Source organism: Rahnella sp. GSA61A (assembly GCF_019969905.1).
Classification (GTDB): Bacteria; Pseudomonadota; Gammaproteobacteria; order Enterobacterales; family Enterobacteriaceae; genus Rahnella; species Rahnella aceris.
This window is the reverse complement of the sequence record NZ_JAHXYO010000012.1, coordinates 55,698-68,018: the sequence shown is the minus strand read 5'-3', so window position 1 is coordinate 68,018 and position 12,321 is coordinate 55,698. Positions and strand designations below refer to the sequence as shown.

The window sequence follows — 12,321 nt, the reverse complement described above, 5'->3', positions numbered from 1 at the left end:
CGGATTTTTACGCCACTTTTTGCAGCATTTTCCGAATGTTTTTGAAACAAAACGGGCAACGGCCTGCGCCACTGCCCGTGAGGTTTGTTCAATTTAATGTCTCAATGAATTAATCACTTACCATTATTACTTTGCGAGCATTGGCAAATTCAGGTGATGACGTTCAGCACAGTCTTTTGCCTGTTCATAGCCAGCGTCTGCGTGACGCATCACACCGGTTGCCGGGTCGTTCCACAGCACGCGGTCAAGGCGAGCATCGGCTTCCCGGGTACCGTCAGCCACAATCACCATTCCGGCGTGTTGCGAGAAGCCCATCCCGACGCCACCACCATGATGCAGACTGACCCACGTTGCGCCGCCCGCAGTATTGAGCAAAGCGTTCAGCAGCGGCCAGTCGGAAACTGCATCAGAACCGTCTTTCATGGCTTCCGTTTCACGGTTTGGTGAGGCAACAGAACCGGTGTCGAGATGGTCGCGGCCGATTACCACCGGCGCTTTCAGCTCGCCGTTACGTACCATTTCATTGAATGCCAGACCGGCAATATGGCGCTCTCCCAGCCCCAGCCAGCAAATACGCGCCGGTAACCCCTGGAAAGCAATACGTTCGCGCGCCATGTCCAGCCAGTTAATGAGGTTTGCGTTGTCGGGGAACAGTTCTTTCAGTTTGGCGTCGGTTTTGTAGATATCTTCCGGGTCCCCGGAAAGCGCCACCCAGCGGAACGGGCCTTTGCCTTCACAGAACAGCGGACGGATATAGGCAGGCACAAAACCCGGGAAATCAAAGGCATTCTCCACGCCTTCGTCTTTGGCAACCTGACGGATGTTATTGCCATAATCGACCGTCGGAATGCCCATCACATGAAAATCGAGCATTGCCTGAACGTGTTTGGCCATCGACGCACGGGCAGCTTTCACCACCGCTTGCGGATCTGACAGTCGCGCATCCTGCCATTTTTCCAGGCTCCAGCCTTCCGGCAGATAGCCGTTCAGCGGGTCATGTGCCGAGGTCTGATCAGTGACGATATCCGGGCGCAGACCGCCTTCTTTTGCGCGGGCAACCAGTTGTGGCATCACCTCTGCGGCATTGCCCAGCAGCCCCACGGAAATGGCTTTTTTCTCGGCGCAGGCTTTTTCAATCATGGCCAGCGCTTCATCAATGCTGTGTGCTTTGTAATCGAGATAACGGGTGCGCAGACGGAAATCGATGCGCGATTCCTGACATTCAATTGCCAGTACGCAGGCTCCGGCCAGCACGCCCGCCAGTGGCTGGGCGCCGCCCATGCCGCCCAGACCGGCAGTCAGGATCCATTTGCCGCGCAGGTCGCTGTTGTAATGCTGGCGTCCCGCTTCCGCGAAGGTTTCATAAGTACCCTGCACGATGCCCTGCGCACCGATGTAAATCCAGGAACCGGCGGTCATCTGGCCGTACATCATCAGGCCAGCTTTATCCAGTTCGTGAAAGTGATCCCAGTTTGCCCAGTGCGGCACAATGTTGGAATTGGCAATCAGCACGCGGGGCGCATCGGTATGGGTGCGGAAAACGCCAACCGGCTTGCCGGATTGTACCAGCAGCGTTTCGTCTTCACGCAGCTTGCGTAAACTGTCAAGAATGCCTTCAAACGCCGGCCAGTTGCGCGCGGCTTTACCAATGCCGCCGTAAACCACCAGATCTTCCGGGCGCTCAGCGACATCCGGATCGAGGTTGTTCTGGATCATGCGGTATGCCGCTTCAATCAGCCAGTTCTGGCAGCTCAGTTCCGTGCCCTGTGGCGCACGAACAACGCGGGCAATGGCCGTTTTTTGTGGAGCGTTCATCATCGTTTCCTTCTCTGAAATAGGGTGTTTGAATCAATCTTTACAGGACAAAAGTCATCAGGCAAAGCTTGGCAGCAGCGCTTCAATCGCCGCAGGCCAATGCTCGCGGGAAGCCCACAGACGCATCATTTCAACGTCCGGTGCCATCAGGCGGTCTTTTTCAAGAAACGCCACGTTTTCACGGATAGCTTTCATTTCATTTTCCAGCGTCGCTGAACTTTGCAGCGGACGAAGGAAATCAATACCCTGTGCGGCGGCCATCGCTTCAATGCCCACGACCACGCTGGTGTTAAAGCACATGTCACCCAGACGGCGGGCGGCGTAGGTTGCCATGGATACATGATCTTCCTGATTCGCCGAGGTCGGCAGGCTGTCAACGCTGCCCGGATGCGCCAGCGATTTGTTTTCCGACGCCAGTGCCGCTGCGGTTACCTGCGCAATCATAAAGCCGGAGTTCACACCGCCGTCATTGACCAGAAACGCCGGTAAACCGGAAAGCCCGGTATCGAGCAGTAACGCCATACGACGCTCGGAAATCGCGCCGATCTCAGCGACGGCCAGCGCGATGATATCGGCAGCAAAAGCCACCGGTTCGGCATGGAAGTTACCGCCGGAAATCACGTCACCGTTTTCGGAAAACACCAGCGGATTATCAGAAGCGGCATTGGCTTCAATGCGCAGGATACGGGCAGCGTGGTGCAGGTTATCCAGACAAGCCCCCATCACCTGCGGTACACAGCGGATGGAATACGGATCCTGTACGCGGCCGCAATCTGCATGAGACGTGACAATGTCACTCCCGGACAGGATCTCGCTCAGTGCCGCCGCCACCCCAATCTGACCCTGCTGGCCGCGGGCTTCATGAATGCGTGCATCCAGCGGTTTTACGGAACCTTTGATGGCTTCCAGCGACAATGCGCCCGCCACCAGTCCGGCAGAAAATACGCGTTCGGCTTCAAACAGACCGGACAACGCCAGCGAGGTGGAAACCTGTGTGCCGTTAAGCAGGGCCAGCCCTTCTTTCGGCCCAAGTTCAAATGGCTTCAGGCCTGCCATCGCCAGACCTTCAGTCGCCGACATTTTTTCGCCTTGCACCGTGACCTGCCCCTCACCAATCAGCATCAGGGAGAGATGCGCCAGCGGCGCTAAGTCACCGGATGCTCCCACGGAGCCTTTCTCAGGAATACACGGATAAACACCGGCATTGAACAAGGTAATCAGTGCGTCGATCACCTCAATGCGGATGCCGGAATGGCCGCGAGACAGGCTCAGCACTTTGGTCGCCATCACCAGACGCACCACGTTATCCGCCAGATCCTTGCCGATACCGACGCTGTGCGACAACACCAGATTGCGTTGCAGTTCCGCCAGACGCTCCGCCGGAATACGCGTCTGTGCCAGCTTGCCGAAACCGGTATTGATGCCGTAGACCACTTTCCCCGACTCAACAATGCGGGTGACCGTTTCCTGCGACGCCAGCACGCCTGCGCGCGCCTCCTCAGCCAGTTCAAGGCGGACATTGCCCTGATAAATCTTGCGCAGCATCGGCAGATCAACATGACCTGGTTGCAGGCGGCAAAGGGTTAACGCATTGGATGAAGAAGCCATAATCTATTCCTGTATAGACAAGTGAAACCGGAAGTAAACCCGGCTAAGGACGCAGCCCGCCGGGTATTTACGCATTACATAACGAATCTACAATCTATTCTGTACAGATGCGGGGCGGTGAAATCAGTGGTCCATTGCCTGCATCGTTTCGGTACGAATTTCTTCGGTAACCCGCGCTTTCAGCGCCATAAATTCCGGCGACGTTTTCAGGGTGTAGTCCCGCGGATGCGGGAAATTAACCGCCACTTCGGTTTTGATCCGCCCCGGCCGGGCACTGAAAATCGCCACCTTATTAGCCATGAAAATCGCTTCGTCGATATCATGTGTCACGAACAACACGGTTTTGCGCGAGGATTCCCAAATCGATAACAGCAGTTCCTGCATCATCACGCGGGTCTGATTATCCAGGGCGCCAAAAGGCTCATCCATCAGCAAAATTTTCGGGTCATTCGCCAGTGCGCGGGCGATGGCGGTGCGTTGCTGCATCCCGCCGGAAAGTTGACGCGGGAAGTGCTGCTCAAAACCCCGCAGCCCGACCTTATTAATAAAGTAGTCGCTGCGCTCTTTTTGCGCTGCCTTACTCACGCCACGCTCCTGCAAACCGAAACGGATGTTCTGTTCAACGGTCAGCCACGGAAACAAGGTATAACTCTGAAACACCATGCCGCGATCGGCACCGGGGCCGTCTACCTGTTCACCATCGAGCCACACTTCGCCACGCGTTGGCTGATCCAGCCCGGCGACAATGCGCAGCAGCGTGGATTTACCACAGCCGGAAGGCCCGAGAATGGTGATGAAGTCGTTTTCATCAACCCGATAATCCACCGGCAACAGCGCCTGCGTTTTCTCGCCCTTCGGGCCGGTAAAAATACGTTCCACCTGACGGACACTCAGTTTCGGATGGCTCATCACAATGAACTCCATACAAACAGCCGACGGTTGGCCGCTTTGAACAACAGATCGGAGAGCAAACCAATGCAACCAATCACAATAATGCCGAAGATCATTTGCCCGGTATTGAGCAGTGCCTGACTGTTAACAATCATGTGTCCGATACCGCTCGAGGATCCGATAAGCTCCGCCACAATGACATAAGTCCATGCCCAGCCGAGCACAAGGCGCAGCAACTCAGCAATTTCCGGTGCCGCACCGGGAATGATCACCCTGCGCACCACACTCTGGTTGGTGGCACCCAGCGTATACGCGGCTTCCACCAGGTCACGCCGCGCTGCCCCCACGGTTACCGCCACCATCAGGGTGATCTGGAAGAAAGAGCCGATGAAAATCACCAGAACTTTCTGCATTTCACCAATACCCGCCCACAGGATCAGCAACGGCACAAACGCTGACGCAGGCAGATACCGGCAAAAGGACACAAACGGTTCGAAAAAAGCTTCGATCAGTTTGTAAGACCCCATGAGGATGCCGAGCGGAACGGCAATGGCGCAGGCCAGAATAAAGCCGCCCAGCACGCGCATCACCGTCATGCCTATATCAGTCGTAAAATCAAAATCGGTAAAGAGTAAAATCCCTTCCTGCAACATGCTCGCCGGGCTGGCGAGGAATGTCGGGGAAACAAGGCCGGTAAACGTCACCAGCGCCCACACAGCAAAAAACAGCACAAAGAAACAGAACCCGAGAAACCAGCGACGCCGCGACGCGACCGGACGCAAAGGCACCATCATCGGGTTATGCCAGACTTTTTTGCTTGCCGGCAACGGTGCCGGCTCGCGTAAGGCTGACTGCGAAGTCATATGTTGTTCTGCTGTCTGGCTGACAGGGCTGTTCATATCGCGGTCCTTCATGGCTATTTCACGTACTTCGCGTCATATAACGTATTGATATCCGGCGTTTTACGCAGAATTTTCATCTCAGTCAGCAGGCGCGCAGCTTCGTTAGTGAAGGTCACAATTTCACCGCTGAAGAATTTCTGATTGGCCTCACGATCCTGCCAGCGCAGATAACTGGATTCTTCTGCAAACTGTTTGCCGGTCTCTTTCACTGCTGCGCCCATGATCTCGTTGGATTTCTCCGGTTCTTTCCTGATCATATCCAGCGCTTCAAAGTAGCTGTTCACCAGCGCCTGAGCGGCTTTAGGATTTTTATCCAGCCAGTCTGGCGTACAGCCCAGCGTGTCCATCACCATCGGATATTCCAGCGTGGTTGCCAGAATCTTCCCTTTATCCGGGCTCTGGCGGATGTTGGAAAGATAGGGTTCATAGGTCACTGCCGCATCATTCTGTCCGGCAATAAAGGCATGCGCAGCGGCATCCGGCCCGAGCGTGGCGAGTTTGACGTCTTTCATCGTCATGCCGTTTTTATCGAGGATCCACGCCAGCAGGAAGTAAGAAGACGTACCCGGTGCATCCACGCTGATGGTTTTGCCTTTCAGATCGGTAATCTTGTTGATACCGCTACGCACCGCGATACCATCTGCGCCGTAAGATTTATCCAGCTGTACGATTTGTTTGATCGGCACCCCGCTGGCGTTCCAGGTTAAATAGGTTTCCACGGTGGTCGCCGCACATTGCAGGGAACCGGAAGCGATGGCCAGATGACGCGACTGCTGCGGCACCATTTTCAGCGTGACATCCAGACCGTTCTTTTTAAAGATGCCCGCTTTGTCTGCCAGGGTCAGTGGTGCGAAACCGGTCCAGCCAGAAATACCAATAGCAACCGGCGTGTTCGCCGCTTGCGCCACGCTGACTGTCACACTACCCAGCGCCACTGCCAGCCCTAACAAAGACAACGAACGCTTCAGTACAGCCCTGGAAATCATGTTGCTCATCTGCCACTCCTGCCAAAGTATCTGTCTCGGGGGAAATGCCTGTGGCAGTGAAAGCCACAGGCAAATTACGCTACTGTATATTCTTGTCTATACAAGTCAGTCGACAATATTTAAGCAAGCTTTATGCCAGTTTCTGCACATGCACTTTTACAACATTCAGCGCCGGTTATGGGACGTTTTGCGCGGGCTGATGAATCAATTAGGTGCGCGCCATGCTCCCTTTTAGCGCAATCCTGTAAGGTATTTATCAGGTGATCGCCGCCCACAACAGCAGGCATCTCTGTTGCTGAGCAACTGGGGTCAGACTCACGGAACCCTGTTGCGATTGTGCCGCTGTCTCAGACCAGCAATATCCCTCGCCCGCCCTCAGCAGCGGGCCATCCGCCAGTTGCCACATCCCGCTGATGACATAAATCACGCCACCTTTTTCCCGCGTCACCGTCAGGTGCTCGCGTGCGGCAATCACCCGTGCGGCACATTCAGTACGTCGCGTCATGATGTTAAAATCAGTTGTCACTCCTCCCATCAGGCGGGCATGGAGCGCAGTATCACCGCTGAAGGCAAAAGGCTCACCAGCGACAACGAGTAAGTGATCGACATCAGGCTGTGCCTGCAAATGCACACCTTCCCCGCTCAGCAAGGTGATGGAACGGTCAATACCGGGAAATGCCGAGAACGGGCCATCCTGTGCGATGGTGGCAATACTGGCGCGCCAGTCAAAATCATGGCCACCGGCAGGGAAACTGAAGATTTCGCGGGTTTCGCCACCGCCGTTACGCCACGGGCTGACCGGCAGGTCATCGAAGGTGAAATGTTGCCAGGCAATCATGCAACGTCCCCCGCCAGCTGACGGAGAAGCGCGAGGAAATCCGCCGCCGCAGCCTGTTGTTGTTCATGCTGGCCGTTCACAATGCGCGCAATACCGCCGACATACACATCACGGATCTGCCCGGTATTACCGGCGAACAGCCAGCGGTTGAGCAGTTCACTGTTTTTTGCGGCGGCAAGATAGGGATCCTGCCCGTCGAGCACCAGCCAGTCGGCACGATACCCCGCAGAAAGCTGCCCGATAGCCGCGCCGCAAGCCTGTGCACCGCCCTGTAATGCCTGCGTATACAGCACATCGCCTACAGAATTTTGCGCAGAGGTCGTCAGCCGGTTACGTCGTTGGTCACGCAGGCGTTGCCCGTATTCAAACCAGCGCAGTTCTTCAACCACGTTCAGGGAGACATGGCTGTCGGAACCGATCCCCCATCGACCTGACTGCGCCAGATAATCGACGCCGGGGAAAATGCCATCGCCCAGATTAGCCTCGGTGGTCAGACACAACCCCGCGACCGCCCCGCTGTTTGCCATGCTCGCCAGCTCGAAACGGTCAGCGTGCGTGGCGTGGATCAGACACCAGCGGGAATCAATATCCAGATTGTCATACAGCCAGGAAATCGGGCGCTGCCCGCTCCAGCCCAGACAATCGTTCACTTCTTTCTGTTGTTCGGCGATATGAATATGCACCGGCAGGTTTTTATCTGCGGACTGCAACACCTGCTGCATTTGTTCCAGCGTGACTGCGCGCAGGGAATGGAAGCACAATCCCTGATTTTGCAGGCTTTTACCGCTGAGTTGTTTGCGGATAATTTCCTGTTGTTTGAGGTAACTGTCCGTATCCTGAATAAACCGTTTCTGTCCGGCCTGTGCCGGTTGCGCGCCAAATCCGGCGTAACTGTAAAGCACCGGCAGCATGGTCAGTCCGATGCCGGTTTGTGACGCGGCTTCACTCAGATGGGCAGTCATTTCACCGTGGTCGGCATAAGTCTGACCGCTGATGTCGTTATGCAGATAGTGGAATTCAGCCACCTGCGTGTAACCCCCTTTGAGCATTTCGATATACAACTGACGGGCAATGACACCCACCTGCTCAGGTGTGAGGCGCTGCACCATGCGATACATCAGGTCACGCCAGGTCCAGAAGCTGTCCTGCGGATCACCGGCGACTTCCGCCAGCCCGGCCATCACCCGCTGAAAGGCGTGCGAATGGAGGTTCGGCATGCCCGGAACCACCGGACCGGAAAGGGGAAGACACCCCTGCGCATCGTTGTCCGGGGTCACCGCAGTCAGCATTCCGGCTGCATCGACGTCCAGCCGCACGTTATGCGCCCAGCCATCTGAAAGTAAGGCGCGTGAAGCAAAATAAGCAGGCATAACAGCATCATTCCTGAACAGTAAGAAGAAACATAAATGCAATTTTACGGAAACAATTGCAAAACTTTTAACCGACTTGTCTATACATATACATATGCCTGATTGCGCTGTAAACTTGCAACAACCCTTTTTTTTATAAATTTAGTTTTCCGTCACGCCCTTTCCGTTTACTTTCCACTGATGGAAAATGCCGGGCGAACAGGCAAGCTTTCCCAATATTTCTGGAATTTCATTGAGTGAGGTAAGAGACATGTCGGAGCCCACACCACTTTCTCAAAATGGTGCCGCGCCACATCAGGTCACACAACAACAGGGCGTGTCGCAGCAGACATTGTCCGAACTGGCGGCCGCGATGAGCGATACACCCGCACCGATTTATCAGCGGGTGAAACAGGCGATCATCAGCCAGATCCGCGCCGGCGTCTGGAAACCGCATCAGCGGGTACCTTCTGAAAGTGAGCTGGTCAATGAAATTGGCGTCAGCCGTATGACCATCAACCGTGCTTTGCGTGAACTGACCAGCGAAGGTTTTTTGATCCGCATGCAGGGAGTCGGCACGTTTGTGGCCGAAGCCAAGGCCTACACGCCGATGCTGGAAGTGCACAACATTGCCGATGAAATTGCCCAGCGCGGTCATCGCCATGACAGCAAGATTCTGGTGTGTGAAGCGCGGCTGGCGGATGCCGATCAGGCGCTGCAACTGGGTATCGCCACTGGCACGATGATGTTTTATTCGCAAATTGTTCATTACGAAAACAACGTCGCGGTGCAGATTGAAGACCGTTTTGTGAACCCGGAAACCGCACCCGATTATCTGCAACAGGTGCTGAACAAGCAGACGCCCTATACGTACCTGATGGAAATCGCGCCGCTGACGGCGGGTGAACATCGCGTTGAAGCCATCAGCGCCAGCGATGAGCAACGCGAGCTGTTGCAACTGAATGAACATGAGCCTTGTCTCCTGATCCACCGCCGGACCTGGAGCGGCAGCCGCGTAGTGACTTCCGCGCGCCTGATTTACCCGGGTTCCCGCTATCAATTATTTGGACGTTTCACCAGCCACGGCTGATTCCGGCACACCTTAATGGCGGCTTTGTACGGCCGCTATCTCTTCGTTCAAATTTTGGAAGACGTCTCGTAATAAGAAAAAACTATCGCCGGGTGCCTTGCCGGTTTAACGGTTATGCGTTAGGTTGACTTTAGTTGTCTATACAAGATGAATTCAGCCTGGAGCCTGTCATGCCGGTAGCGATATCCCCTTCTTTTTCTTCCGAACCCCCTTCCCGTTGTGACAGCGTATGGCGCGGTGCCACGCTGGTCACCATGCAGGACGGCCATTACAACCTGATTGAAAACGGGGCGATTGCTGTCGCAGGCGGGAAAATCGTCTGGACCGGCCCTGCCGCAGATTGTCCGGTTTTCGCAGGCGCCACACAGCATGAATTCAGCGGCGGGATCATCACGCCGGGCTTTGTTGACTGCCATACGCATCTGGTATTTGGCGGCGACCGCAGCGCAGAATTTGAACAGCGGCTGAACGGCGTCAGCTACGCAGAAATCGCCGCAGCCGGTGGGGGAATTCTTTCCACCGTCAATGCCACGCGCGAGGCCACCGAAGATGAACTTCTGGCTCAGGCGTTGTTCCGCTTACACCCCCTGCTGGCCGAAGGCGTAACCTGTGTTGAGATTAAATCGGGTTACGGGCTGAGTGTAGAGAGCGAGCTGAAGATGCTGCGGGTGATCCGCCGGTTAGGTGTCATGCTGCCAGTCGAGGTGAAATCCACCTGCCTTGCCGCTCATGCCCTGCCGCCGGAATTCAAAGGACGCGCTGATGACTATATTGACCTCATCTGCGACACATTATTACCGGTGGTTGCCAGTGAAAATCTGGCCGACGCCGTCGATGCCTTTTGTGAACATCTGGCATTCTCACCGGCACAGGTTGAACGGGTGTTTAATGCCGCAAAAACCTTAGGTTTACCGGTTAAATTACACGCCGAACAACTGTCTTCCCTGCATGGTAGCGCCCTGGCTGCACGACATCATGCGCTGTCAGCCGACCATCTGGAATACGCCACAGCAGAAGATGCTCAGGCAATGGCCGCCAGCGGCACCGTCGCCGTATTACTGCCGGGGGCCTATTATTTGCTGCGCGAAACACAATGCCCGCCGGTGGATGAGTTCCGCAAACATCGGGTGCCGATGGCGCTGGCCAGTGATGCCAATCCGGGCACATCGCCTGCGCTTTCATTGCGTCTGATGCTGAACATGGGATGTACCTTGTTCCGCCTGACGCCTGAAGAAGCGCTGGCCGGGATCACCTGCCATGGTGCACGTGCGCTGGGTTTACAGGACACGCACGGCACGCTGGAAGCGGGCAAAGTCGCTGACTTTATACACTGGCCACTGTCGCGTCCTGCTGGGCTGGTTTACTGGCTGGGCGGTCAGTTGCCCTGCACTGTTGTTTTTCGTGGAGAAGTACGAGGAGAGTTCCGTTCATGAGCCTTTCAACTGCCAATGTTATCGCTGAACCGTACCATTTTATCCAGGGGACAGCGCCGTTACTGATCAGTATCCCTCACGCAGGTACACATCTGACGCCAGAAGTCGCCAGCAGTCTGAGCGAAGCCGCCCTGCCGCTTTCCGATACCGACTGGCATATCCCGCAACTGTACGATTTTGCGCGCTCATTGGGTGCCAGCATTCTGGTTGGCCAGTATTCACGATTCGTTATCGATCTCAACCGGCCTTCCGACGATAAACCGCTGTATACCACTGCCACCACGGGTTTGTATCCCGAGACGTTATTTGATGGTCGCGCGACCTTCAAACCAGGCATGACGCCGACAAATACCCAACGCCAGCAATATTTGGATCAAATCTGGCAACCGTATCACCAGAAAATCCAGTCAGAACTGGCGCGCATGAAACAGGAATTCGGTTATGCACTGCTGTTTGATGCGCATTCCATTGCATCGGTGATCCCGCGTCTTTTCGACGGCCAGTTACCGGATCTCAACCTCGGCACCAACAGCGGCGCAAGCTGTTCACCGGCGCTGAGTGAAATCCTTGAGAGAACCTGCCAGCAACAAACCCGCTTCAGCCATGTGCTTAATGGCCGTTTTAAGGGTGGATATATCACGAGGGCTTACGGCCAGCCTGATGTGGATATTCACGCTGTTCAGCTTGAGCTGGCGCAGGTGAATTACATGGAGGAGATGGAGCCATTTGCTTACTCGCCTGATAAGGCGGCTGAATTGCAGGTGTTATTGAAACAGTTGCTGGAAGGAATGGTGAGATGGGGGACGGACAGGTATAAACAAAGCGCTGTTTAATTTCGCTTTTCGCTGGCCGCTAAGGGTAAAACCTGGGTTGCCACCCAGACTAGGCTTAAGGTCAAGACCGTGGGCGTCGGCCCACACCGACCAGAGACCCGGTAACGCGCGGGCCTCTGGACTCCGCGCTTTTTCACTGCGCGCTATCGCTAGTAAATCATGTTTCAGGTATCACAGTGACAGGCTGGAAATCTTGCCGCTACGCGGTGCCTTCATTTCGGGATTGCAGCCTCAGGTCTGCAACCTCTCATTCAGCAAGCTTTCTGAAACGCCCGCACGATCTTAAATTCAAAGACAGCCTGTTTTTCGTCTTTTTAATAAGTTGATTGGCGTGCTCAAAAATGGCACCGAGTGAATGGTTCGAGACCCGAGGCTCGAAACCTGAAACTCGGGAATCGCGCAGCGATGACATTTTACGCCACTCACTGTTGCTAATGAACATGTCCGTCGTGCCCGCGATAGCGCGCAGTTTAAGACGTGGGAGATCCAAGAGGGGCCCGTCATGGCCCCTTTTGGTCGGTTTCGGCGATCAAAGCAGAGTGATAGCCGTTATTAATAAACCGAAATTGTCTCGAT

10 protein-coding genes are annotated in these 12,321 nt (G+C 55.2%); 3 read left to right on the top strand and 7 right to left on the bottom strand.

What is annotated here, in order from left to right; genetic code table 11:
• Nucleotides 1-126: 126 nt before the first annotated feature.
• From hutU to LC431_RS15930, 7 genes are all read right to left on the bottom strand, one after another.
• Complete coding sequence (gene hutU / locus LC431_RS15960; RefSeq protein WP_223510098.1) at nucleotides 127-1,815, bottom strand: urocanate hydratase; 1,689 nt, start codon at nucleotides 1,813-1,815, stop codon at nucleotides 127-129.
• Between the two features lie 57 nt (nucleotides 1,816-1,872).
• Nucleotides 1,873-3,423 (bottom strand): histidine ammonia-lyase, encoded by a 1,551-nt coding sequence (gene hutH / locus LC431_RS15955; RefSeq protein ID WP_223510077.1) that lies wholly within the window; start codon nucleotides 3,421-3,423, stop codon nucleotides 1,873-1,875.
• Between the two features lie 123 nt (nucleotides 3,424-3,546).
• Nucleotides 3,547-4,332 carry an ABC transporter ATP-binding protein gene (locus tag LC431_RS15950; RefSeq protein WP_013575474.1) on the bottom strand — a complete coding sequence of 262 codons (786 nt, stop codon included), beginning with the start codon at nucleotides 4,330-4,332 and terminating at the stop codon, nucleotides 3,547-3,549.
• Nucleotides 4,332-5,213 (bottom strand): ABC transporter permease, encoded by an 882-nt coding sequence (locus LC431_RS15945; RefSeq protein ID WP_013575473.1) that lies wholly within the window; start codon nucleotides 5,211-5,213, stop codon nucleotides 4,332-4,334. The genes LC431_RS15950 and LC431_RS15945 overlap by 1 nt, the downstream gene beginning before the upstream one ends.
• 17 nt (nucleotides 5,214-5,230) lie before the next feature.
• Nucleotides 5,231-6,211, bottom strand: a complete 981-nt coding sequence (locus LC431_RS15940; RefSeq protein WP_013575472.1) for an ABC transporter substrate-binding protein — start codon at nucleotides 6,209-6,211, stop codon at nucleotides 5,231-5,233.
• 247 nt (nucleotides 6,212-6,458) lie between these two features.
• Nucleotides 6,459-7,040, bottom strand: a complete 582-nt coding sequence (locus tag LC431_RS15935; protein WP_217192439.1) for a HutD family protein — start codon at nucleotides 7,038-7,040, stop codon at nucleotides 6,459-6,461.
• Nucleotides 7,037-8,410 carry a formimidoylglutamate deiminase gene (locus tag LC431_RS15930; RefSeq protein WP_013575470.1) on the bottom strand — a complete coding sequence of 458 codons (1,374 nt, stop codon included), beginning with the start codon at nucleotides 8,408-8,410 and terminating at the stop codon, nucleotides 7,037-7,039. The genes LC431_RS15935 and LC431_RS15930 overlap by 4 nt, the downstream gene beginning before the upstream one ends.
• Nucleotides 8,411-8,660: 250 nt before the next feature.
• Between LC431_RS15930 and hutC the strand changes: the two genes are divergently transcribed.
• From hutC to hutG, 3 genes are all read left to right on the top strand, one after another.
• On the top strand, nucleotides 8,661-9,479 hold the full coding sequence (gene hutC, locus LC431_RS15925) for a histidine utilization repressor (protein ID WP_013575469.1): 819 nt from the start codon (nucleotides 8,661-8,663) through the stop codon (nucleotides 9,477-9,479).
• Between the two features lie 170 nt (nucleotides 9,480-9,649).
• Nucleotides 9,650-10,912, top strand: coding sequence for an imidazolonepropionase (gene hutI, locus LC431_RS15920; protein ID WP_223510076.1), 1,263 nt, complete (start codon nucleotides 9,650-9,652; stop codon nucleotides 10,910-10,912).
• Nucleotides 10,909-11,745, top strand: a complete 837-nt coding sequence (gene hutG / locus LC431_RS15915) for an N-formylglutamate deformylase (protein ID WP_013575467.1) — start codon at nucleotides 10,909-10,911, stop codon at nucleotides 11,743-11,745. The genes hutI and hutG overlap by 4 nt, the downstream gene beginning before the upstream one ends.
• Nucleotides 11,746-12,321 lie beyond the last annotated feature (576 nt).

Excerpts from the sequence above, each read along its gene's own strand:
- hutU (WP_223510098.1), bottom strand. The coding sequence starts at position 1,815 with ATGAACGCTCCACAAAAAACGGCCATTGCCCGCGTTGTTCGTGCGCCA.
- hutH (WP_223510077.1), bottom strand. The coding sequence starts at position 3,423 with ATGGCTTCTTCATCCAATGCGTTAACCCTTTGCCGCCTGCAACCAGGT.
- LC431_RS15950 (WP_013575474.1), bottom strand. The coding sequence starts at position 4,332 with ATGAGCCATCCGAAACTGAGTGTCCGTCAGGTGGAACGTATTTTTACC.
- LC431_RS15945 (WP_013575473.1), bottom strand. The coding sequence starts at position 5,213 with ATGAACAGCCCTGTCAGCCAGACAGCAGAACAACATATGACTTCGCAG.
- LC431_RS15940 (WP_013575472.1), bottom strand. The coding sequence starts at position 6,211 with ATGAGCAACATGATTTCCAGGGCTGTACTGAAGCGTTCGTTGTCTTTG.
- LC431_RS15935 (WP_217192439.1), bottom strand. The coding sequence starts at position 7,040 with ATGATTGCCTGGCAACATTTCACCTTCGATGACCTGCCGGTCAGCCCG.
- LC431_RS15930 (WP_013575470.1), bottom strand. The coding sequence starts at position 8,410 with ATGCCTGCTTATTTTGCTTCACGCGCCTTACTTTCAGATGGCTGGGCG.
- hutC (WP_013575469.1), top strand. The coding sequence starts at position 8,661 with ATGTCGGAGCCCACACCACTTTCTCAAAATGGTGCCGCGCCACATCAG.
- hutI (WP_223510076.1), top strand. The coding sequence starts at position 9,650 with ATGCCGGTAGCGATATCCCCTTCTTTTTCTTCCGAACCCCCTTCCCGT.
- hutG (WP_013575467.1), top strand. The coding sequence starts at position 10,909 with ATGAGCCTTTCAACTGCCAATGTTATCGCTGAACCGTACCATTTTATC.